Source organism: Fulvitalea axinellae (assembly GCF_036492835.1).
Taxonomy (GTDB): domain Bacteria; phylum Bacteroidota; class Bacteroidia; order Cytophagales; family Cyclobacteriaceae; genus Fulvitalea; species Fulvitalea axinellae.
The window spans coordinates 2,027,958-2,051,549 of record NZ_AP025314.1 but is presented as its reverse complement, the minus strand read 5'-3'; the positions used below and the strand labels follow the sequence as shown (position 1 = coordinate 2,051,549).

Sequence of the window (23,592 nt, the reverse complement as noted above, 5' to 3'; positions counted from 1 at the left end):
TTCAGAAACCGAAAATACGAAATAGCGTCGATTATCAACAATAACTATCAGCCTATCGGCAAAAATAATCCGCTTTCAAAACGCCTCTCAAGTCCACCAACTGCCAGAAAACTAGCCACTCACGAAGGCTTCTATTTCTTTTCGCCGAAAATGGTCACTTTTCAAACATCATCAAGATGTTTTAGCACTATTTTTTTCCTAAATTGAACCCGAATTTGTGCATCGAAAATGCTTACAGGGATACGCATGGCTGACTCGCCAGATGCCAGATTTTCAAACGTATTCCAATCAAACTAAACGGTAATTGACTGACTGCTATGGCGGAAATCATCAGAATGCCTAAAATGAGCGACACGATGACCGAAGGGGTTATCGCCGCTTGGCTAAAAAAAGAAGGCGAAGAAGTTCAGTCCGGGGACATCCTGGCCGAAGTCGAGACGGACAAGGCCACCATGGAACTGGAATCATACTCAGACGGCATCTTGCTCCACATCGGCGTACCGGAAAAGAACTCCGTTCCGGTAGACGGAATCATCGCCATTATCGGCGAAGAAGGCGAGGACATCTCGGCTGAACTCAAAGAGATAGATAGGGAAAAGAGTGGCGTTAGCCAAGAGGAATCGCCTGAAACTCCTGCGGGTGCGGAGACCGAAACGGCCGCAACCGAAGAGATCGACACCTCTGATGTAAACGCCACGGTCATCCGCATGCCTAAAATGAGCGATACGATGACTACCGGAACCATCGCCGCTTGGCACAAGCAGGTTGGTGATTCGGTAAGCTCGGGCGACATTCTGGCCGAAGTGGAAACCGACAAGGCGACCATGGAACTTGAGTCTTATGAAGACGGCACGCTCCTCTACATAGGTGTAGAAAGCGGAAATTCCGTGGATGTTGACGGCATAATCGCTATTATCGGAGAAGAAGGAGCCGACTATGAGAAGCTTCTGAAAGCCGAAAACGGAAAACCAGCGAAAACCGAGGCTCCGGCCAAAGCTGAGGCAACTCCCTCAACCCCAGCTCCCGCCGCCACTCCTAGCCCGACAACGACCGCCACTGCTTCAAACAATCCGAAAGGAGATAACAGCAGGATTTTCGCATCTCCTTTGGCCAAAAAAATCGCCAAAGAAAAAGGATTTAACATCAGCGAAATTCCGGGATCAGGAGAACACGGAAGAGTAATAAAGCGCGACGTAGAAGCGTTTGTCCCAACCATGGCTACAACGCCTGTAGCTCCGGAAGCACCTACAAGCGTCAGCACGGCCACTCCTCCAACTCCAGCCATAGAGTTGCCAGCGGTTGTAGGCGAGGTAAGTTTCGAAGACAAGCCCGTTTCGCAAATGCGTAAGACAATCGCCAAGCGCCTGTCCGACAGCAAGCAAACATCTCCGCACTTCTACGTTTCGATGGAAATCAACATGGACAAAGCCATCGAGGCCCGCAAGTCCATGAACGAGAGCTCTCCTGTAAAGATCTCTTTCAACGATATCGTAATCAAGGCGACTGCGGCCGCCATCCGCCAGCATCCTGACGTTAACTCGTCTTGGCTTGGCGACACGATCCGTTACAACCAGCACATCAACATCGGCGTTGCGATGGCCGTGCCGGACGGATTGTTGGTTCCTGTAGTGCGTTTCGCCGACAACAAAACTCTTTCGCATATTTCAGCCGAGGTTAAGACCTTCTCGTCTAAAGCGAAGAACAAACAACTCCAGCCCGCCGATTGGGAAGGAAACACTTTCACGATCTCGAACCTTGGCATGTTCGGCGTAGAAGACTTCACTGCGATTATCAATCCGCCAGACGCTTGTATCCTTGCGGTAGGCGGCATCAATCAGAAGCCAGTTGTAAAGGACGGTCAAATCGTCCCTGGCAATATCATGAAAGTGACCCTTTCAAGCGATCACCGTGTTGTTGACGGAGCCGTAGCTGCCGCTTTCCTCAACACGCTCAAGAACTTCTTGGAAGATCCTATCAAGCTTTTGATCTGATAGACAGATATAAAAACACAAGAAAAGCCACGCTAAAACGTGGCTTTTCTCATTATAAGTACCCCTCCAAAAATAATTCGAGTTTTGCTTCGCATGCCCACGTAAATTATTAAATCTGTAAATTTGGTCATGCGTTTTTTGAACTTATCATCATCGACCGTCAACCGTTTAGAAACTCTTGTCAGAAAGAGTGAGAATTATCGGGTAAGGCAAAGAGCCCAAGCCATACTTTTTAGTGCCAGGGGGTATCAACGATCCCAGATCAGCGATCTGTTGAGTGTCACAACGGAAACGGTATCGTCTTGGTTCGATCAAATTGAGGAGAATGAAGACTGGGACCTTAAAGACCTTCCTGGGCGTGGGCGGAAACCTATAATTGGGGAGGATAACTCCAAAAAAATTTGAGTATGTGGATAAGAATGTCCCACGAAGCCTTTGTCAAGTGGTGCAATGGGCTCAAGAGAACTGTTCCGTTACCGCATCCCGCGCGGTCCTGTCCCGATTATTAAGGTTTGCCGGGTACAGCTACAAAAGAATGCGGGTCAGCTGTTCCCACAAACGGGACAAGGTGCTGTTTGATTTCTTTAAAACGGAGATACAGGAGCTTAAGAAGATGGAAGATGAAGGTGAAATAGATTTGTATTCGTTTGACGAAATGGGAGTGAACCTGTCACCGGTCGTTCCTTATGGATGGCAAAAGGTTGGAAAAACGCACCGACTATCCAGTATACCCAGCAGCAACCATACGGTTGTCGGTTTTGTGAATCGGAAATGCGATTTCCACGGATTCAGAGTTGACGGCGCGGCAACGGCTGAAACCACCGTCGCATGCATTAATGATTTTGTCGATCAAATAGAAAAGAAAACAGTTGTCCTAATCGATAACGCAAGCATCCACAAAGCGATATTCGTCAGAGAGAAAATGGTCGAATGGGCAGGCAAAGGCTTGTTCCTTCAGTTTATACCGGCATATTCTCCCGAGCTAAATTTCATCGAGAGGCTTTGGCTCGAATTCAAGCATCGATGGCTTTCAAAGCCGAACTATTTTGATTCAATAGAAGAGCTGACAAAAGCCATCGATGATGTCATTAGAAGGATTGGGACAAAGTATCGAATTAATTTTGAATGACTACTTATCCATACCGTATTTCCTCAATGGATTATTCCACCAAAGGAGTTTCCAGAATAGAGTTGTTGTATTTTTTCCAAAAATCGGGATCGTTCCTAAAGCCCTGATCAAACAACGGTTTCTCTGGATCCAACAAGCCCTCTTTCGAAAAACTTCCCGGCACATACATCCCTTCAGGTATTACGTCGTTCACAAAAAACTCCCTGTACTGCTGTAACTCCGCATACTGATTATCGACAATGAGCTTAAAATAATTTATGAAAGACAAGTATTTCAGGTACATCTTTCCGTCCACGTCCTGATATTCCAGCGACACCTCGTACCATTTCCTCAACTTATCGAAGACTTTATGGACGTAAAATTCAAAGTCCATTCTTACAAACGCAAAGTCTTTCACCCGAATATAAAATTCCCCTTTTACATCCACATGCTGATATGCTCTCGTCGGGCTAACTTTAACCACGTATACTTCATCCTCTCCCAAATACGTATAATGGTCAATCTCAAATTCCAAACTCTTTTTGCGCCACATCGAATCCAAAACACCGATAAAAGCCAAACTCGACTTATGGTTTCGGACAGGGTTGTTACCCAGAAGACTAGCCAACTCATTACCGTCGACAAAAGGAGAGATACCGTAAACGAGATGCCTTAAAGAATCATTTTCAACGTCTTTTACGTACTTCTCATAATTTTTCAGATATTCTTCGCTATACCTAATCTGCTCCACATACACTTTCCCTTTCTTGATACGTTTTTTGAACCCGGGATCCTCTACAATAAAGGCACCTTCCAGTAAGCTTACGTATTCCCCATCCTTTTTTAGGTAGTCGCGATAATACCCCTTCTCCACGAATGGCTTCTTTGGAAAATTCTTCTTAATGGCTTTCACGGCGTCGCGAATCACCCTTCTTCCACTGATCTTCGAACCATGGATCACTAATTCATCCAATTCGGTAACATTTGGACTTAGAGCCAATACCAAATCATCCTTTTCCTTCAAAAGCTCATTTATCGGAAACTTTACGGTTTTGTAGCCAATAGAGGAGACACACAGACTATCATTGCGAAATAATACAGATAGACTTAAATCAAACTTCCCGTCATCCCCAGCCACAGCCCCTATAGGCTTATCGCAAGACCCAACATGCGCAAAAGCCACTCCCTCACCTGTCTGTGCATCAGTCACCACTCCCTTGAGGCGAATCTTTTGTTGGGCACACAGTGAACCGAAGACGAGAAAGTTTAATATTAATATTGGAAGGAATTTTCGAAACATAAACCTAAGTTAAAAAAAAGCAAACATAACACCAACGGCGTTATGCCATCTCCCTTTGAAAAATATGGATTAAACCACGCCAAGGGTTATTTCACAACAAAAGCCACCCTAAGGGTGGCTTCGGCGTAATTTAAAGTCTTATCCCCGTTCAGTAATTGTCATCCATCATGCATAATTGCACCGGAAAGTTTACGATCTGCCTAAAATCCTCTCCAGAATCCAGCATATCCTCATCCTCTTCCTCATAGTACCAATCTACATGAACTTTGGTTTTCCCGGACATATGGGCTTTCTCCAATTTTCTGAGAATTTCCACCAGACACTTTGATGAACTAGTATTAAAATACTCAAACTTAACGTCCATATGAATTTTCGGAGTCGGCACTTCCAAAAATGAGTCTAACCACTCGTTTAAGGGCTTGTAGAAATCAACCGAGTTCTCCAGTATAGACCTCCCCTCAAAAAGAAAATTTCCAGACTCCGATTCAAAACGCACTTCGGGAGTTTTTGCCGTTGCCTTCAGGTAAAAATCATTCATTGGCTTCTCTTTCTATCCTAACTTGCATCTGAAACGCCACACAACCTGGCGCCACCTTATTGAAGAAGTATTCGATTTTCTGCTCAGATCTCCTCCTAATAAAAAGAAGCCCCAAACCGGCGCCCTTTTTTCTTCTCATCCCTCCTAATCCGAGCCTTAACCGGTACACATTCTCCAGTTGAGACCTGTTCAGACCATTGACAATATCGATCTTATTTCTGAGATACTCAACTTTTGTCTCGGCTAATAGATTTGAAGCAAGCAGATAATAATGACCCGCATCTCGTCTTACCTTAAAATAAACAAGACTTCCTTCGAGAGCACAATTCCGGCCAAAGGGATCACCGTGATGAAAAACGTTTTGCAATACCTCCAACGCTACAGAAAAAATCCGCTTCCGGACAGGCTTGCTCTCATCAAGACGCATAAGCTCCCCCTCAAAGTCCTTTACCGCATGGTCAAGGCCGTCTACTGAGAGATCTCCCTCGTAAGAAAAAACCACATTTTCCCCTGTTTCTATATCGCTCTCAACGATCTCCATTCAGCGCAACTTGTCAGTAGTGTTGTTTATCTTATCCGTGTTCTTGATCGCAAAGTAACGAATCAATAGCTAAATTCACAATAGAACTCCAAATATTCACTTAAAAATACACTTTTTCTCTTCCGGAAATACAGATTAACACTTCAAAACACACCAAAAACCACCTTAACAACAGGATAATTCACAGATTTCAAAACACAAAAAAGGGCGCCGGTACCCGACACCCTTTTCTTGTTATATTTTTAAAATAATTTATTGCTGAATATCCAGCTCATCTTCCAATTGCTCCGTTGCCGATGGCGGATTATTGTCTTCAGCGCCATGAGTAAGTTTTTTGAGCTTTTTAAGGAAAAGAAGAACAAGCAAACCAGCCACTACCGCAAACGCAGTAATAAAGAGGAAGAGCTGCTCCTCTCCCAACTTCTCTGAGAAAGAACCCATTACTCCGGCCACCATATTACCTAAACCGGTAACAGCGAAATAGATACCCATCATACGCGAGCCGTATTTAGCGGGAGAAAGCCTTGTAATAAAAGACAAAGCCACTGGAGAGAGACAAAGCTCACCTATAGTATGGAAGAAATAAGCGCCGAACAACCATGACATTGACGAATATCCAACAGATGCGTATTGTTGCGCAGCCCAAACCATAAACATAAAGCCAAAGCCCATGATAATGGTACCAATACCCATTTTGAAAAGCGAAGAGTTCTCTTTTCCCCACTTGGCCCACTTAGCCCAAAAACCGGCCACGATGGTACCGAAAATCATGATATAGAAAGCGTTCACAGACTGGAACCAACCCGCAGGGACTACGGCATCTCCATTAAAGAAAATCAATAGCTTACCAATAATTGAAGACGCGTCAACCATACGGTCAACCTTCTCATCAGCATACAGGTTCAACAAGCCACCCGCCTGTTCAAAGGCACCCCAGAAAACAACAACGATAAGGAACGAAATCAAAAGAACTTTCATTCTATCCTTCTCCACAGCCGTAAGTGGCGCATCTTGTACAGCAGTCTTGGTAGTTGACTTCGCTTTAGCTTCAAATTCCCCTACACCTTTAAGGTATTTCTGCCCCAAGAGATAAACGATCAACCCTAGGAACATGCCCACTCCGGCAATGCCGAAACCGAAATGCCAACCGTGCTTTTTGGCCACAGAGGCAACCACAATACCGGCCAAAAACGCACCTACGTTAATACCGATATAAAAAATGGTAAAGGCCATATCACGTTTACCATCTTTCGGATGGTAAAGACCGCCAACCATTGTGGAGATATTAGGCTTAAGAGCTCCAACACCTAACGTTACCACAAACAGCCCAAGGAAAAACAGAATCTCTTTCATCGTACCGCCAAAGAGTCCTTGTGCAGTCAACAACGCAGGTCCAATCACGAGCAAAACACCGCCAAGCAAAACAGATTTTTTCTGCCCCAAATATTTATCGGCCAAGATACCTCCTGGAATCGACATCAGATAAACGATAAATCCGTAAGTACCGTAGATGATTTGAGCTGTAGACTTATCGATACCAAGTCCGCCTCCTATTCCAGTGTCCGAAACCGTATCAACCAAAAATAGAATCAGAATGGCACGCATCCCGTAAAAACTGAAGCGTTCCCACATCTCGGTAAAGAACAGCACAAAAAGCCCCACTGGGTGGCCAAACACGGTTTTACCCCGAGCCGCCTCAGGCAACTTAAAAGTTTGATCTGACATTTGTCGCAAATTTAATTTTATAAACTCGTTTTTATTTTCGTATTCCTCAACTCACCAATTTTCAACTAAAATGACGTTTTAACAAGAATTCCGGCCACTATTTCGAAAGCCAAAGCTATAAATACGGATAAGATATCACAGACTCGAAATTTGTACGAAAATATCAACGACCTCACTTTCGCAAAAAACGCTTTATCCTTAACTCTTTCAACCTAAAGCAAATAAGACTTTTTCAACTCAAAATTTAAATAACAAAGAATAGTTCCCGCATGACAAAACTCCTACAGATCCTAAATCACCCGCAAAAACAATGAAAGGAAAATGCTCTCGGGCTAGGCGTAACCAACCCTATAAAAAAAACAAACCCCGGACAGAATGCCCGAGGTTCGCTTAATCTCTAAAATCATTTTCAATTTACTGAGGCGACTTTCCTTTCTCAAAAAATATCTCAACCCGACGACACATCTTTCTTGCCGCCTCGTCCGTGCCTTTGATAGCGGGCTCGGCCTCGCCTTTCCCAACTACCGACCCGATATTGTAATTCAGCGCATAAGCCAGCTTGCTTATTGTCTTCGCTCTTTTCTCCGAAAGTCTTTGGTTATACTCCTCCGTTCCTAAATAATCCGCATGGCCTGTAATCGCCACGGTGTATTTTTCCGGAGATTCTATACTCTCAAGCTTTTTCTTCAACTTACTCATATCCTCAGGTGTCAGATAAGCGTGATTGAACCCGAAGTACACCATAATTGGTTCCGGCACATCACTGTTAGCCAATTTGTTACCGCCAAAGATTCGGATTCCGTCTTTCTTAATTTCGATGTCTTCTTTTTTATCTTTCTCGGAACCTTTATTGTCGTCTTCCAAAGCCAAGCCTTCTTGCTCTTCGTTTTCCGATTTCTTATCGGCTAACAACTCATCCTCTTTCGGAGCCACTTTCTTTTCAATCACATAAATATCGGCAAGTTTCGCCCCCCTATTACTCGAAAAAAGCTGTCCGTGCGGATTTTCGAAATAATAGGCGTCGAATCCGCTTGAATTATACGGTTCGCCAAGATTTTCGGGCTCTGACCACTCGTCCCAGTTTTCACTTAGACGGACTGTCTTATACAAATCAACGCCACCAAGGCCTTCACGCCCGTCCGTAGCGAAAAAGAGCGTGTTTCCGTCTCTAGATAGGAATGGCGAGAACTCACTGCCCGCCGTATTAACTTTTTCCCCCAAAGATGTCAAAGGCAACCATTTTCCGTCCTCTCCCCTCCGGGTGATAAACAAATCAGACCCTTCGCCTTTCTTTGGGCTCATGGACAAGAACATCACATTTCCGTCACCACTTACGAAATAATCGACATACCCTGAGATCTTCTTTCTTTTCAGGTCCTGCTTTATAGAAAAAACCCGCTCGCCGATTTCCCATTTCCCTTCTTCCGACATCTTGGCTTCGGTTATTCCTTTGCCTGACCCTAGTTTACTTTTTGGGTAAACATCTATTAAGTAGAGGGCACCTGTTTCCGAATTAATTCCAACAGGAGCGTTATTGGCCCTAGTGTTAATCACCTCCGGCAACACTGCTCTACTCCATTCGCCATTCGACAATTTTTTGGACATCCAAATACTTTGTCCAAAACCACCCCTGTTCTCACATAGGTTTCGGACAAAATAGATTGTCGTTCCATCTTCGCTCAGGATCGGACGCAATTCCTCACATGCGGAGTTGACACCGTCTATCATCTTCTCGGCCACCAGTATTTTTTCTTCCTGGTCTTGCCCATTCACAAAGAACGCAGAGAGCATAAGCCCCAGCAAAACGGTTATCTTTTTGGTCATTACTGTACTTACTTTCATGTTTTACCAAAAATATCGTTCGACACCTGATTTCTTATAAAAGAAGAAGGAAAGGGAAAGTTCGTGACTCCCTTTGTTGCTTCCCAACGAGTAATTACCTCCGACAGGGTGCGAATACGAATAATCGACACGCAACCTATTCTTTGCGGAAAAGCCAAGCATTCCCGTTACAAATTCATCTTGACTGTAAAGAGCGCCAACTCTAAACATCTCTTTATAATCCAATTGAGTAGCGCCAGCGAAAGTAACGTCTTTCTCTTTTGAATAATGAGTAAATACGGACGAAAGCCACATCCAATCTTGAGAAAAACGGTGCTTGTAACCGGCCGTCAGCAAATGTTTGCCTGTTTGGCTAAGGTCATCATCATTGAAACTGTACGAAGTGGACTGGATCATTTGGCTAAACGAGTAACCAACATAAAACTTCTGCGCATGCCAGACAACGCCACCTTGAATATATATGTCGTTGATTTTGCCACCTTCATCCTTTAACCTCCTGTAAAGCTCATCCTCAGTATCGCGAACCACCCAATCATCTATACCGAGTTTACTATTGAAGAAAAACGAACCCAAACCAAGCGACAACATCGAGGTAAAGCTTAACGGAACGTGGATAGCGTATGAGGCTTCGCCTAAAATATTACTGTAACTGTCCACCTCCTGATTATACAATACGCCACCTATTCCGTGACGAGTACGCAAACCACGATAAACCATATCTCTTTGGCGATTTACAACCGCATCGTTATCACTGCCTTTGATTGTGTTCAGCAATGGATCGTTCCCTCTGGTGGCGGGCAAAGGAAAAACGCCGTTAAAGCCCGCCGTATATGTTTTTGCTGCCAGCCCTTTTACCGGAGTGTGCCGATAGCCAAGGTTTACGGACCAGTAGTCCTCAATGCCCGCAAAAGCCGGATTGAGAATCTGCGGATTTTGATAATACTGGCTAAAAGGAACGGGAACCTGCCCGTGAGCAAAATTAATCGCCAAACCGAAGAAACCGGTCAGCCAAAATATTCGAAACACTGATTTTCTCATTTTTCCTTCCTTAGGATTTTTCATCCGTACACAAATTATCTATCCAGAAGTAAAATTCCGTCAAAGCTTTGGCCGTCGGAAAGTTTGATCACATACATATACATACCGTCTTTGACCTCGTTTCCGTTCTTATCGGTGCCGTCCCACTCAAAGTCTTGGCCGTAATTCTCACGTTCGAATACCATATGGCCTTCCAGCGTATAAACACTCACCTTGTTCCCTTCGTAAAGCTCCAGGTTTACGATATTCCAAGTCTCGTTAAGTCCGTCGTTGTTCGGGGTAAACATCGTCGGAATATCCAGCGACAACGCTTGGAAATTAACGGTCACCTTAAACGTTTCCACCACTGTCTCGACTCCGTCGGACACTGTAATAGTTACCGTAAACGACCCCAAAAATCCTTTTCTCCTGTCAAATTCGATCGTCCTGTCGTTGCCAGATTGCGTAAGAATGATACCTCCTCGGCCCTGATCATCCAGCCTAAGGACTTTACCCGGTTCATCATGCGAAACCGTAATCGTCAGGTCGTCAAGATCATGATCGGTATCGTCAATCGTAAAGTCAATCAAAGGAAGATCTTCACCGGCCAAAATAGTTATGTCGTCTATCGGGGTTATAGTCGGCGGATCGTTTTGCGAGATAATCGTAATCTCAAATGTCACGGGATCGGTTTGTCTAATCGGATCACCGTCATCTTTCAGATAAACGCTCACATCAGTTTTTCCGAAAGCGTTTGGCTTAAGTTTGAACCTCAACAAGCCGTCGGCGGTAATCGCAGGCTGAACGTCAAAAAGCTCCTTGTTCACAGCGTCAACTACAAACGTCAACCCTTGTGTCCCTGAATCACCGTCAGAGATATCGGTTGCCCACTGTACTTCAAGCATGCCGTCTCCGGAATTCAAACCATCATCCTCATTCCAAGCTTTGTCTCCTCCCGCAGTAAAGCTAGGCGTTTCGTTACCGTCCAATACTTTTATAGTGATCGGTTGCGGAGCGCTGAAGTTTACACCGTCATACACCAATACATTAAGTGTATAACTGTTCGGAGGCGTTTCGAAATCAAGATCAGCGCCTTCTTTTACCGTAATCTTTCCAGTATCATCAACAGCGAACAAAGCGTCACCGTCTCCCGGATTTGTAGTGTCTATAGTCCAAGAATAGTCAGCGGACGCATCCGTAACATCAGGGTCCGTAGCCATAAGCAATTGGTCCGTTATCCCGTCTTCAGCCTTAACTTCCTCATCCTTAAGCGCCCCTTCAAATATCCCGAAGATTTGGCCTGCGGTTACCACAGGTTTCTCATCGTTTACGTCTCTTAGGGTTATTGTAAAAGTTTTCTCGGCGGAAGCGTGAATCCCATCATTGGCAATAAGCGATACCGTTACGGTTTCGGTAGCTTCCCTGTCAAGCAGGTTACTGTCCTTGACCACCAGTTCCGGCTCGCTACCCGATTCGTCAATGTCAAAGGCTCCGGGAACCGAACTTCCCGAGATGATCCAAGAGAAAGAGGCAGTAGGAGTAACGTCGCCGTCAGTAGCCTCAAGGGCCATCACCGGTGTGTTGGCTCCCGCATTTTCGGGAATTATGTCAGGAGTGGTTTCGGTGATCACAGGCGGAACATCGTTCACGTCTGTGATTTCCACGATTACGGTTTCCGCATCGGAAAGATTATCTCCATCTGAGACCACAACTTCCAGAGTATATTCAAACTTAGTTGATTCACGATCGAAAGCGGGCGAATTCTTCACTTTCAACTCACCGTCGTCAGTAAGGGTAAAGAAGTTATCCGCCTCACCACCAACGATTTTCCACCCCGATAATACCGCACCGCCATCATCGTCGGTAGCCACTACCACTCCAAATACCTGATCATTTACAGCGTCTTCAGGAACCGGAATTCTTTGGCCCGCAGTAATTACAGGAGTATGTTCATTCAGGTCGTTAAGCTTGATTGTGATCTCGGCAGGCAAGCTTATATTACCCGCCTGGTCGCTAACCGTTATCTGAATTTTGAACTCAGGTGTGGTATCATAGTCAAGCTTTTCAGTCTTCGCCACCGTAATTTGACCGTCGACATCATTAATCGCAAAAACACCGTCAGGGTCAGACGCCGGAACAATTGTCCAATCTTTTGGAGTGTCTCCTGCATCTTCATCAGTAACTATAATATCCCCAGCCGGCGCCACTTCCGAACCGTTTAGAGAGTTTTCATCAATGAAAAAAGTATTAGGAGTTATTACCGGCAATTCGTCATTTACGTCAGTGACGGAAACCTTTACCTCAACCGGGATGCTATAATTATCCCGATCTTTCACCTTAACCATCAACGAGTAGCTTTCTTTATCTTCAAAATCAATTAAAGCCGAGCCTCCCGTTTTCACCCTTAACTGACCTTGCGTATCACCGTTAATCGAGATAATCTCAAACGGTGAATCAGCGGGAGTTTCAATTACCCATTCTGTAGCTCTTTCGGCTCCAGACGGCAGGTCATCATCCTCCCATACAACCAAGCCTAAGATAGACAAATCTCCATCAGTTTCGGACACCGTAAAGCTTTGATTAGGTTTCACTTTAGGATCCGCTTCATTGACATCGGTTATATCAACAGTTATACTTTTAACAGTCTTAGGGTCTGTACCGTCCGAAATTTCAATATCAAGAATATATTGTTTTTTAGTCTCAGCGTCTAGCAAGCCATCTCCTGCCACAAACAATTCCCCGTTATCATTGACCTTGAACGCATTCAGAATATTACCTGACGTAATAGACCATGTTAAAGCTTCCCCCGGAAGGTCTTTATCCCCCCCATCAATATCACCGACTTTAAAATCTTCACCTTTATCCTCGAAAACACTGAATGTCTGGCCAGCAGTAATATAAGGATCATTATCATCCACCGCAGTAATATTGATTGTCACAATGCCCGGATTATCCGTAGGAAATGTTCCATCATTCGCTGTCACACCAAACTTAATCTCATTTTGCGCCCCTGGCGTATCCTGATCGATAAGAGCCTCGAACCCTGGCTTAAAAGTCAACTCACCAGTGTTGACGTCCAAATTAAAAATCTGTTTTGCCAACGCTTCGTCATCCCCTCCGGATATTGCCCAGTTCGACAAATCATCTCTGTCTTCACCAACATCACCGCCATGACCGTCCACAAGCTGGGTGAAGCTCCCCTGGTTTTCATTTATTGTATAAAGTTGGTCTACAACAACCGGAGGAAGCTCATTCTCATTATTCAATACCACTTTTACCGTTCCGCTAAAAGACTCTCCGCCCGGGACATCCTCTTTAGCCGTCACAGTCAAAACGAATTCCGTTTTAGATTCCGCATCCAACAATTTCCTATCCTTCACTGTCAAAATCGCCTGTGAGGGACCGTCCGCTACAATATTAAAAGCATCATTCGGAACGATAGTCCAATCCGTAAAGTTTGTGACAGGTGTCGCGTCTTTATCTTTGGCTATTATCCTTTTGGTAACATCGTCAACGTCAAGGTCGTGTACATTTACATTATTAGGGTAATTCCCTCCCCCCGCTTCTACATATTCAGGAATCGTAAACGTCACATCCTCAATCTCGGGAGTTTCATCATTTATGTCCGAAAATATTATTTCAATATTTCCAATATTCCCCCTCACTCCATCACTGTCAGTAGCCGAAACCTGTAACGTAATGTTAGCGTAATCCTCGTCATCCCGGTCCAAGAGAGATGTTTCTGCCTTAATCTTTATTTCGCCATTATTAGGATCGATTTCGAATGTTGATAAGATTTCCGAATCCGTATTCTCAATTTTCCAGTTCCTCGCAATCTTCGTCTTGTCCCCATCAGCAAAAGTTGAAGCGTATATCACGTCCCCCACTGAGGGCTCTTCATTGACGGTCTCGGTGTCCGAATTAACATTAGGTTTAAATTCATCCTCGTCCTCAATTTTGATGACAATCTCTACAACTTCACTTGTCTGCACTGGCGTACCGGTGTCTTGGACCTGAATTCTTAATTTATATTCAGAATGAGGCGTAGCACCTTCCTGATCAAGCATATCCTTTAGAGCGGGAATGATCTCTAACTTACCATTACCGCCATCCGTTGTTATTTTAAAAGGGTGCACATTGGGAGTCGCACTGACTATCGTCCAATTGGCAAAAGAGGTTTCCGTATCACTGTCTGTCGCCGTAAGCGTCTCAGTCCAGCTTTCGTCTTTTTCATTTACCGTAAAGGTTTTGGAAGCAATAATAGGTTTTGCCTCATTTTTATCGGTAACATTAACGGTGAGTTTTCTCGTAAGTGCAGGCGTTTCCCAATCTCCCCTATCCGATACCTCGACCGGCAAATCATACGATTTTGTCGCAGACTCATAATCAAGATTATCCGAGTCCACAGTAATATCTCCACTGATAGGATTAATTGTAAAAAGCGGGTTTACAGGATTAATTCTCCATCTGAGATCTTTACCTACGTCGTCATCCTCTACGTCCGTTGAAGGAAATGGATTAGGAATCACCACTACACCGTTCGTTTCCTGAACCGACCAATCAGTATCAGTGATTACTAACCATGAAGTGGGGTTATCATTGACATCATCAAATGTCAGATGCACGAATTCAGAAGCTGACCATTCACCCCCAGCGTGCGCTTTGACTTCCAAGGTTACAGCCGCAAGGCTCCCCAACACCTCCAAGTCTAACAAGCCTCGGTTCGCTCCTTTTACAACAATCTGAGCGACGCCTTCAGTATATTCTATCTCAAAAATCTCCGTAGCTCCAACAACAATATTCCCACTCAATATAGTCCAATTGTCTATCTCTTCGCTGGCGTCAGGGTCCTCAGCCTCCAGGTTAGCCACTACCAAATCCCCTGTAGGAGGAGCTAAACGACCATCCGTCTCCAAAAGCCCAGTGACGGGAACAGCCGAAGTGATATCCGGGTCATGTTCGGGCACGTCAATAAGCGTTACGGTTACTATTGCGCTAATATCATGAACTCCGCCACGCTCCGCTGGATTACTCTCCAAGTCTGTGGCCTTCACGTGAATGACAAATTTATCAACCGGTGTTGTCGGGTGCTCCATATCCAACAAAGACTCATCAAGCACCTTCACTTCTCCCAAGTTGCTAATCTCAAACGCATCCATATTAGCCGTAGCCGGATAAGCTACACCTTCCCACTCCCCAACTATCTTCTCTATACTCCAATTTCCAGGGGTATTTGTCCTGTCTTCTTCTTTTACATTCATGCGCAGATCAACAATGATACTTCCATTATCATTATTATCAGCGGGCACGGAGATAGCCGCATTATATTCTTTCAGAGTTACAGGCACTGGGTCAATGGTTGCCGGATATTCGTTAAAATCTTGAACTCCTACTGAAACAGGAATTCTTTTTTCCGTTACTAAGCCAGCTATAACGGGAGTCAAATTATCCTTTAAGACTATGTCAAACCGCAAGTGCTCAACTTTTTCAGCGTTAAAGAAATCGACATCTGTAATTTCAACCTTTGTTGGTGAAGTATTAGAGTCAAAGCCAATCGGCAATGTGCCTGTTACCGGCGTTACTGCTGATTCAAATTCAAATTCTACATTTTCTATACTCCATTCATAGACTGTAGAGAAAGGAGTAGGATCATCATCACCCTGTCCGATATCCTGAATTGAAAACAGCTTCGTTCCTAATACTCTATTTTCTATCACAGACACAGACGTCCCTTCTGTAAGGTTGAAATTTGGCGAATATTCATTGACATCCTGGATTTTGACCGTTACTTCTTCTGCTGGATCACTTTGATTCCCTACATAATCTGTCACCTTAACCTCCAGTGTAAGAGTTTCAAAGTTCTCTCTATCAAGCCTTGTATCTTCCTGCACCGCAAGAGTTCCAGACAAAAAAGACGGGAACTTGAAATCATTAGGGCTAGACAATGTTTTAGCATATGAAAATATCCCGCTTCCGGCATTGTCATTAGCCACCACCGTTCCGACATTTTCATTTACATTCGAATTTTCAAGAATAGTTAATATCTGGCCAGGCTGAACTGTTGGTGGTGTTTCGTCATATATTACAGCGCTTCCTTCTGTAACTTCGGTTATGTCTCCAAAATCTTTACCGCCCACTTTAATATTCTCCACTTCAAAAGCCACAACGCCGTCATTGTCATTTGCATGGCCCATATGTCTAGATACAGACAACTGCGCAGGGTTAGAAGTATCAACTGTTGCGCTAGCACCATTAATAGTTGCAACCACTCCAGGATCCAGAGTTGCGCCACCTAAATTCATCTTAATTGTTATCGTAACCGTATGGGCTGGTCCCGCATACATGTCCTTAAGCGCATTATCGGAAACCATGGTAACTTCATCAATAATATTAGTCTCCAACGCACCAACATCCACGGTTCCCCCCACAACCCTTTCATCCCCTTCCAAATCTTGCGATCCCAGCTCACTACTTAAAGACGCGTCACCATCATTAATTCCCACTGAATTAGGAGATAAGTGAAAATCCCCGGAGGACACAAACGTAGGCACACCCAACGTCCCGACGTTTCCTGCGCAACTAAAAAAATCCACTATCCCTGTACCGGTCAAGTTATAAGCTACAGGCGAAGTTGTATTATATATTATACTATTTACTATATCTAACTCTGAAGACGTTGCGTTAATTTCAAATTCACTCGCCCCTGACGTACCTGTATTCTCTACTATAGTGCTATTAAGCACCTTAAGTATCTCGTCTCCTTGCGCAAGATCAAAGAACACGCCTCCTCCGTCTTTAGATGTGTTTCCTGTCAATAAAGAATTCATAAACAACACAGTGCATTCATCCCCTGTATTGCCAAAAAACAACCCGCCACCTCCATTCGAAGCCGTCGCAGTAGCAGTATTCCCTTCGAAAATTAATTTCTTAAACACAAAATCGTTATCGGTACTTAAGTCAATATCCTTTTCGGATTTCACATAAACACCTCCCCCGTCTAACTGAGCCGTATTATTGTTAAATTCATCACCATCTAGACTAACTCCTAAACCAAAATCGTCTGATAACGATAAAAACGCGCCTCCACCATTTCCATTTAAAGATTCACAACCCTCAAATGTATTAGACAGAAAGGATACTGAAACGTTGTTCTGAGTACTAATATTAGCATCCTCATTCCTAAATTGGAGATTAAGTCCACCACCGTCACCGCCACTTGTATTATCGGTAAAAGTGTTATTTTGAAAAAGCGCAGTCCCACTGCCACTATCCTTAAAAACTATTTTACAAGCACCACCTTTGCCGTTTGATAGGTTTGACACAAACTTGTTAGCAATTGCATATAGACTGGCATTGCCACTGATTTCCACATCAGCGGCGCCTCCATCCGACTTGGCTTCATTATTCGCAGTTCCCAAAGGTGTTCCTGAAGGCACTTCGAATATATTCCCCGAAAATTGGATCGTCGCTATAGTTGGGGCTCCTCCCTTGAGTTTAATTCCACCTCCGTTTTCAGCCACATTATGATAAAAACGGTTATTAGATATAGTTGTCCCGCCAACAGTCCCCTCAACATCCAAGAAAACGCCTCCACCAGCCGACTCAACCGCAACAGCTTGAGTTCCCTCCCAAACTGTGTTATTAAAAAATTTGTTTGATGATAACCTTACAGAAGAAGTCCCGCGACTTTTTATCGCAAGCCCCCCACCTTCTATATTTCCAGTCGAAAGTCCCGGTACAACATCATTTCCACTAAACTCACAATTTGAGATTGTTAATCTCGAATCACCTGAAAGGTCAAAATAACCACCTATACCACTGTACCCAATATTCGACCTAATATCGCACTGCTTTATCGTAAGTTCTCCATCTGTCAAATCGACATAAAATCCCACGCCCTTTGCAGGTTCAAAAAGAGGACTTATAAAATCTCCCTCAAAGCTTTTTATTTCAAAATTTTCGATGACAACAGCCTCCGAAGCCTCTAGAGTGATTCTAAATGCACGATGGTTATTAACCTCTACACCTTCAATTATTGAGCGATCATTGGCATTCCTTTGGTTAACTAGATTTTCTCCACCTTGAAATCCTCCATAAATCTTAAGCTCCTTATCGATGAAATAGCCATTTGGATAGCCTTCATCTTTGGGATCAAAAGGAGTTCCGGGATTAACTTTCACCCAAATCTCACTTCCTGCAGGAGCGTCCCTAATCACATTCCCCAAATTATTAAAGGCATTTGTCCAAGAAGTTCCATCCCCAGCCCCTGTCGCATTAATATCCACATGGATTGGAGTTTGCGCATAAGCCCTAAGGGGACCGAAAAGTAAAAGCAATAGAAAAGACGCACCGAAGCCTTTTAGGATTCTTTGTCGTACAGCCATTTTGAAAACAGATTTATTACAGTCCAATTTGACTTTAACGATGGCACTCAGCTTTGACCTTTTTAAGGCCCTGTTCACTCCGGGGTAAGGGCAGAAAAATTCCAGAACGAAAACAAAACAAGCATGCGCCGATCTCGTTAAACACTGATTGCAATATTCCGAAATAAATCTATGAAAAATAAATATTCAGCGGATTTTCGTTAAATATATTGTGGTAATATTGATAAAAAATCACGTAGTGATATCCATAAAAGCCTTTGTCAAGCCCCTCACAAAAGTCATTAAAAGTAACACCAAGGTATATTTTTTATAAAAAAAACACACAAACATTACCTAAAAGCAAACACCTAATCATAATTACATCCCAAACAAAAAACCCTATTTCATAATTGGCGTTGTATTTAATCATTTTCCCGAAGTGTACTTCCCTACTAAAACCGCCATCAAAACCGCAACATAGAATTGCCCTACTACACTTAATAGGATTGTTAATTTTTTCGCAAAATGGCTAACTGGAGTAATATCTCCATAACCCAGAGTCGTCAGTGTGACAAAGCTCAAATAAAGGGCATTTTCCATATCCAATTGCTCAACACCTTTAAATGCCGGAGCTTCGGAAAGCCCTTCCAGTATAACAAATAGAAACCCGCCGATAAGCCCTAACATCAGATAAACGGCCATTGCGGCAAAAAGAGTGTTTGAGCTCACTTGTTTGGACTTTAGAATAAAACGGACGGAATTCAATATGATCATAAAGAGAAATCCGACATTGCACAAGAAGATTACCGCAACGGAATATTCCGAATCACTGAGGTATTGTCCCATCCAGTTAATCACGAAAACCATACCTCCCAAAACCAAAACCGTAACCCTGCGAGTACTGCCTTTGCCTCCACCGTCTTCATATGTAGCTAACGAACTCACAATTATTCCTACCGAAAGGAACAGGTTCCAAAAGAACACACTGGCCCCTCCTCCACCGAACAAACCCGGAGCGATTATCAACAAAAAAATAACTATCACCACTAAGAAATAACGATTCCTTTTCACAAAAGCCGGCACCTTCTTTTTACCTTTCATACTATCACTTTGTTAAAAAACATTCCTAATTTCACGGTCATCAATAAAATTCGTTTTATCACATAAAAAACAAATCAAGTGCTAACTAACGACTTTATTTTGAAAAAGCTTTCGGGTGGCAAAACCCCCGAAATTGGAGAGGCTGAAGCTTTGATCCCAGAAATAATAAAGTCGTCCAAAAACACAACATCAATATTGCGATTTCTTCTTTCTGACAACCCACTCATCTCGTTCAGAGTCGCTAATATCCTTAAAAAAGCATCCGTAAAAGCTCCAGAGAATATTTCCGCAAACAAACTAACTTTGCTTGAAATATGCGAAAAGGCCGACCTTAAGACCGGTATTCCGATTGACTTCCCTTTACTTCTTGCCATACCCAATTGGGACTCATCTGAATTGGAAAGCATTTTTGAATGGCTTCTGGAATGTTTTGACAATGCAAACCAACACACTTTTACAAAAGTCAACTGTCTTGATTCTCTTGCCAAGCTTTCTTTAAGGTGCAGTTTCGAGAAAGAAGCCGTTAAAGAAGTGATCGCCACAGAAGCCGAAAACAACCCAAAAGCATCGATTAGGGCAAGGTGCCGGAAACTATTGAAGCTCTTTCATTAGACTTTGATTAAGTCTTGAGATAGTAGTGATTCTTGTGAGTCAAATCGTCTTCGAGCTCGTAAACTAACGGCTGGCCCGTCGGAATATCCAACCCTACAATTTCCTCGTCAGTCAGTCCTTCCAAGTATTTGATCAAGGCCCGAATACTGTTGCCGTGCGCCACCACTAAAACCTCCATCCCTTCGAGCAATGACGGCTCAATTACCTCCCTAAGCACGGGAGCGACTCTGGATACCGTATTTTCCAAACTTTCGCCAAGAGGCAGTTTTGAACTCTCAACCCTCCGATACGCAACATCATCCTTTGGAGAACGTTCATCCCCTTTTTTCAACAACGGAGGCGTAGTGGCATAACTTCTCCGCCATTCCAAAACTTGATCATCCCCAAACTCCTCCCTCGCTTTATCTTTGTCCAATCCCTGCAATGCCCCGTAGTGGCGTTCGTTCAATCTCCACGATTTCACAACAGGGACCCATTCCGCCTCCATCTCTTCCAACGTAAGGTTCAATGTTGAAATCGCCCTTTTCAATGAAGAAGTAAATGCAATATCGAAAACAAAACCATTAGCTTTCAAAAGCATTCCGGCTTGAACAGCCTCCTTTTTCCCTTTGCTCGTAAGGGGCACGTCAGTCCAACCCGTAAATTTATTTTCTTTGTTCCAAATACTTTCACCGTGGCGCAAAAAGACGATCCGTTTCATTTGTCTATGGTTTTGGTCTGACCCTTTATCAGTTCGTCAAACTAACCCGAAAAATCCTTTCACGGTTTTCGGACTTAAGCCATTTCCAATACTTCAGTCTCTATCCTTTTTGTCACAGCCAAGGAATCCGGACAACGATCCAATAACTCCATCTGGCTTAAACCGAAAATCGGATGTGTTTCGTCAGGAGCTATTTCGCAAATCGGCTCCAATGTAAACCTCCTTTCGTGAAGCCTTGGGTGCGGCACTTGCAACTCCCTGCTTCTTATTATCTCATTTCCGTAATAAAGCACATCTATATCTATTACTCGGGCACCCCAAACCTTACGCCTAACTCTCCCCATATCCGCTTCAATAGCCAATACAGCCCGTAATAACTCAATCGGTTCCAACTCGGTCTCTACTTTCAGCACCTGATTCAGATATACCGGTTGATCCTCAACGCCCCAAGGAGCCGACTCATAAACGGACGAACGGTCGCAGACCTCTCCCACTCGCTCGGATATCCCTTCCAGCGCCCTCTCAAGAGACCGTTCCCGATTCCCAAGATTACTTCCTAACAACAGATAAATTCCTTTCATCACTAAAATTTGGGCAAAAATACGAAAGGGCGTATCAAATACGCTAAACTTCAGTTTATATTTACACGAGTGTCCTACATAACACCGGAAACTGACAATATAAACACCAATCGAAGAGGCTCAACGGCCATTTCTTGAAAAAACCACAAGGAAAAAACCATTTCAAAACTAATCTCGCCCCCTCTTCCACTAATTCTGACACTAAAACACTTGAAACATATGGCATTTCTGCGCAACCTCTTGGCAACCATACTAGGCCTGTTCATATTCTCCCTCTTGGGATTTATGTTCTTCTTCCTCATCATGATTGTGTCTATTCAAAGCAATCAAAAAGAAATAGCGGAGCATTCAATCCTTCATCTAAAACTGAACAAACCGATAAAGGAACAAGGTCGTGACAACCCATTCGAGGATTACGGCAACCCATTTTTCAACCCTAGGTCAAGCTCCATCGGCTTATCAGATTTGAAAAAAGCCCTCACCTATGCCAAGACCGACCCAAAGATTGACGGCATTTTCTTACATACGTCAACAGTCAGCGCAGGGCCAGCAACAAAGAAAGCCTTACGTGATGCGCTTACCGACTTTAAAGAGTCAGGCAAGTTCATCGTAGCCCACGCCGATTACATGGGCAACGGAGCCTACTACATCAACAGCTTAGCCGACCGCGTCTCGATTAGCCCTTCTGGCGGTGTCAGTTTCAAAGGGCTCAGCGCCACGGTCACTTATTACAAAAATTTCTTCGACAAAATCGGAGTGACTCCTGAGGTTTTCCGCCAAGGCAAATACAAAAGCGCTGTAGAGCCGTTTTTCCTCGATAAAATGAGCGCAGCTAACAGAGAGCAAACCACCGCGTATCTTAGCGAGTTGAACAACATCTACCTCAAAGCGGTAGCGACATCAAGAAATATCCCATTCAATAAAGTCAAAAACATTTCGGACTCCCTACTCGTCCGTTCTCCTAAAGACGCCGTTAGGTTGGGTCTTCTAGACGGCTTGTCATACTATGACGAAGTTCTCGCCGACCTCAAAGAACGCTCAAACAAACAAGAAGACGAAAAAGCATCTCTGGTGACTTTGGGCAATTACTTAGAGTCGATCACCGAAAAACCGTCCTTCAATCCTAATAAAGTAGCGGTAATCATTGCGTCGGGGGCCATCAAAAGCGGAAAATCTGACGACGGAGTTATCGGTGGAGAAACACTGACGAAGCAACTCCGGAAAGTCAGAAAGGATGATGACGTAAAAGCAGTTGTACTCAGAGTGAATTCGCCAGGCGGAAGTGCCTTGGCCTCAGACGAAATTTGGAGGGAAGTCAAACTGCTTTCCGAAAAGAAACCCATCATTGCCTCAATGTCTGATTACGCAGCCTCTGGCGGTTATTACATCTCTATGGGATGCGATTCTATCGTTGCGCAACCGAACACTCTTACCGGTTCTATCGGCATCTTTGCGGTAATGTTCAATATGGAAAAACTTCTTAGCGACAAGATCGGCATTACGGAAAGCACCGTTAAAACTGGCGTTTATTCAGACCTTGGCAACCCTCTTAGAAAAATGAGCGACGCCGAGAGAATGATTATGCAAAACCAAATCGACAACGGCTACAAGATGTTCACAACCAAAGCGGCCGAAGGAAGGCATATGCCTGTGGAGAAAATACTGGAGATTGCGCAGGGCCACGTCTGGACCGGATCGCAAGCTAAAGAAATCGGCTTGGTTGACGTTTTGGGTGACTTGCAAAAAGCGGTTGAGATCGCTGTAGAAAAAGCGGAATTAGAAAAAGGCAGTTACAGCGTAATCACTTACCCAAAGAAAAAGAACTTCCTTGAAGAGATCAAGGAAACCTTCAGCAGCAAAAACAGCAAGCTATCCTCCTTTGTAAGCGGTAGTGAATACGACGCTCTCGCCCCTATCTTCCGCCAGATTGAAACGATGAAAGAATTCGAAGGCGCACAAGCAAGATTGCCTTTCGAGATCGTTATTGAATAATCGTCAAATAGAATTCAACCGAAACCCCTTCCGTTTAGCGAAAGGGGTTTCTTTTTTGACTTTAAAGAAATAATCTGGAACGAAAAAACGAACCTCCGGCTTTCCGTTCTAAAAAATGAATTATTTTTACGCCATCGTCCATGGAAATCCGTTGGCGTAATTGAATAGTTTAGAACCTTTT

15 protein-coding genes are annotated in these 23,592 nt (G+C 43.9%); 5 read left to right on the top strand and 10 right to left on the bottom strand.

The features are described 5' to 3' along the window. Nucleotides 1-317 precede the first annotated feature (317 nt). From AABK39_RS08155 to AABK39_RS08150, 3 genes are all read left to right on the top strand, one after another. Nucleotides 318-1,991 carry a pyruvate dehydrogenase complex dihydrolipoamide acetyltransferase gene (locus AABK39_RS08155; RefSeq protein ID WP_338394433.1) on the top strand — a complete coding sequence of 558 codons (1,674 nt, stop codon included), beginning with the start codon at nucleotides 318-320 and terminating at the stop codon, nucleotides 1,989-1,991. A 129-nt stretch (nucleotides 1,992-2,120) separates the two neighbouring features. Next, complete coding sequence (locus AABK39_RS27720; RefSeq protein WP_421825158.1) at nucleotides 2,121-2,396, top strand: helix-turn-helix domain-containing protein; 276 nt, start codon at nucleotides 2,121-2,123, stop codon at nucleotides 2,394-2,396. A 4-nt stretch (nucleotides 2,397-2,400) separates the two neighbouring features. Then, nucleotides 2,401-3,120 (top strand): IS630 family transposase, encoded by a 720-nt coding sequence (locus tag AABK39_RS08150; RefSeq protein WP_338394432.1) that lies wholly within the window; start codon nucleotides 2,401-2,403, stop codon nucleotides 3,118-3,120. A gap of 31 nt (nucleotides 3,121-3,151) precedes the next feature. Here the strand turns inward: AABK39_RS08150 and AABK39_RS08145 are convergent, their stop codons facing one another. The 8 genes from AABK39_RS08145 to AABK39_RS08110 all read right to left on the bottom strand — a co-directional run bounded on the left by AABK39_RS08145 (nucleotide 3,152) and on the right by AABK39_RS08110 (nucleotide 19,526). Further along, the gene (locus AABK39_RS08145; RefSeq protein ID WP_338394431.1) at nucleotides 3,152-4,399 is read right to left on the bottom strand and encodes a carboxypeptidase-like regulatory domain-containing protein; all 1,248 of its coding nucleotides are present in this window, start codon (nucleotides 4,397-4,399) and stop codon (nucleotides 3,152-3,154) included. Nucleotides 4,400-4,547: 148 nt separating this feature from the next. After that, on the bottom strand, nucleotides 4,548-4,937 hold the full coding sequence (locus AABK39_RS08140; protein ID WP_338394430.1) for a DUF1987 domain-containing protein: 390 nt from the start codon (nucleotides 4,935-4,937) through the stop codon (nucleotides 4,548-4,550). After that, a complete protein-coding gene (locus AABK39_RS08135) occupies nucleotides 4,930-5,478 on the bottom strand; it encodes a SiaB family protein kinase (protein WP_338394429.1) in 549 nt (182 codons plus the stop codon). Before AABK39_RS08135 ends, AABK39_RS08140 begins: the two co-directional genes overlap by 8 nt. Nucleotides 5,479-5,730: 252 nt before the next feature. Beyond that, nucleotides 5,731-7,203 carry a peptide MFS transporter gene (locus tag AABK39_RS08130; protein WP_338394428.1) on the bottom strand — a complete coding sequence of 491 codons (1,473 nt, stop codon included), beginning with the start codon at nucleotides 7,201-7,203 and terminating at the stop codon, nucleotides 5,731-5,733. Between the two features lie 414 nt (nucleotides 7,204-7,617). Further along, a complete protein-coding gene (locus tag AABK39_RS08125; protein ID WP_338394427.1) occupies nucleotides 7,618-9,045 on the bottom strand; it encodes an OmpA family protein in 1,428 nt (475 codons plus the stop codon). Between the two features lie 3 nt (nucleotides 9,046-9,048). Continuing rightward, entirely contained in the window at nucleotides 9,049-10,107 is a 1,059-nt protein-coding gene (locus tag AABK39_RS08120; RefSeq protein ID WP_338394426.1) for a PorP/SprF family type IX secretion system membrane protein, read from the bottom strand. Between the two features lie 11 nt (nucleotides 10,108-10,118). Beyond that, on the bottom strand, nucleotides 10,119-18,446 hold the full coding sequence (locus AABK39_RS08115) for a cadherin domain-containing protein (protein WP_338394425.1): 8,328 nt from the start codon (nucleotides 18,444-18,446) through the stop codon (nucleotides 10,119-10,121). A gap of 405 nt (nucleotides 18,447-18,851) precedes the next feature. Continuing rightward, complete coding sequence (locus AABK39_RS08110; RefSeq protein ID WP_338394424.1) at nucleotides 18,852-19,526, bottom strand: potassium channel family protein; 675 nt, start codon at nucleotides 19,524-19,526, stop codon at nucleotides 18,852-18,854. Nucleotides 19,527-19,604: 78 nt separating this feature from the next. Between AABK39_RS08110 and AABK39_RS08105 the strand changes: the two genes are divergently transcribed. Further along, nucleotides 19,605-20,138 (top strand): hypothetical protein, encoded by a 534-nt coding sequence (locus tag AABK39_RS08105; RefSeq protein ID WP_338394423.1) that lies wholly within the window; start codon nucleotides 19,605-19,607, stop codon nucleotides 20,136-20,138. A gap of 7 nt (nucleotides 20,139-20,145) precedes the next feature. Here AABK39_RS08105 and gpmA read toward each other — a convergent pair whose 3' ends face one another. Both gpmA and folK read right to left on the bottom strand, forming a co-directional pair. Next, nucleotides 20,146-20,838: a 2,3-diphosphoglycerate-dependent phosphoglycerate mutase gene (gene gpmA, locus AABK39_RS08100; protein ID WP_338394422.1), complete on the bottom strand. Its 693-nt coding sequence runs from the start codon at nucleotides 20,836-20,838 to the stop codon at nucleotides 20,146-20,148. A gap of 74 nt (nucleotides 20,839-20,912) precedes the next feature. Continuing rightward, nucleotides 20,913-21,419, bottom strand: a complete 507-nt coding sequence (gene folK, locus AABK39_RS08095; RefSeq protein WP_338394421.1) for a 2-amino-4-hydroxy-6-hydroxymethyldihydropteridine diphosphokinase — start codon at nucleotides 21,417-21,419, stop codon at nucleotides 20,913-20,915. A 219-nt stretch (nucleotides 21,420-21,638) separates the two neighbouring features. Between folK and sppA the strand changes: the two genes are divergently transcribed. Next, nucleotides 21,639-23,411, top strand: a complete 1,773-nt coding sequence (gene sppA / locus AABK39_RS08090; protein ID WP_338394420.1) for a signal peptide peptidase SppA — start codon at nucleotides 21,639-21,641, stop codon at nucleotides 23,409-23,411. The last annotated feature ends 181 nt before the right edge of the window (nucleotides 23,412-23,592 follow it).

Bases quoted from the DNA above. Each gene is read 5' to 3' on its own strand.
- AABK39_RS08155 (WP_338394433.1), top strand. From the start codon at position 318: ATGGCGGAAATCATCAGAATGCCTAAAATGAGCGACACGATGACCGAA.
- AABK39_RS27720 (WP_421825158.1), top strand. From the start codon at position 2,121: ATGCGTTTTTTGAACTTATCATCATCGACCGTCAACCGTTTAGAAACT.
- AABK39_RS08145 (WP_338394431.1), bottom strand. From the start codon at position 4,399: ATGTTTCGAAAATTCCTTCCAATATTAATATTAAACTTTCTCGTCTTC.
- AABK39_RS08140 (WP_338394430.1), bottom strand. From the start codon at position 4,937: ATGAATGATTTTTACCTGAAGGCAACGGCAAAAACTCCCGAAGTGCGT.
- AABK39_RS08135 (WP_338394429.1), bottom strand. From the start codon at position 5,478: ATGGAGATCGTTGAGAGCGATATAGAAACAGGGGAAAATGTGGTTTTT.
- AABK39_RS08130 (WP_338394428.1), bottom strand. From the start codon at position 7,203: ATGTCAGATCAAACTTTTAAGTTGCCTGAGGCGGCTCGGGGTAAAACC.
- AABK39_RS08125 (WP_338394427.1), bottom strand. From the start codon at position 9,045: ATGAAAGTAAGTACAGTAATGACCAAAAAGATAACCGTTTTGCTGGGG.
- AABK39_RS08120 (WP_338394426.1), bottom strand. From the start codon at position 10,107: ATGAAAAATCCTAAGGAAGGAAAAATGAGAAAATCAGTGTTTCGAATA.
- AABK39_RS08115 (WP_338394425.1), bottom strand. From the start codon at position 18,446: ATGGCTGTACGACAAAGAATCCTAAAAGGCTTCGGTGCGTCTTTTCTA.
- AABK39_RS08110 (WP_338394424.1), bottom strand. From the start codon at position 19,526: ATGAAAGGTAAAAAGAAGGTGCCGGCTTTTGTGAAAAGGAATCGTTAT.
- gpmA (WP_338394422.1), bottom strand. From the start codon at position 20,838: ATGAAACGGATCGTCTTTTTGCGCCACGGTGAAAGTATTTGGAACAAA.
- folK (WP_338394421.1), bottom strand. From the start codon at position 21,419: ATGAAAGGAATTTATCTGTTGTTAGGAAGTAATCTTGGGAATCGGGAA.
- sppA (WP_338394420.1), top strand. From the start codon at position 21,639: ATGGCATTTCTGCGCAACCTCTTGGCAACCATACTAGGCCTGTTCATA.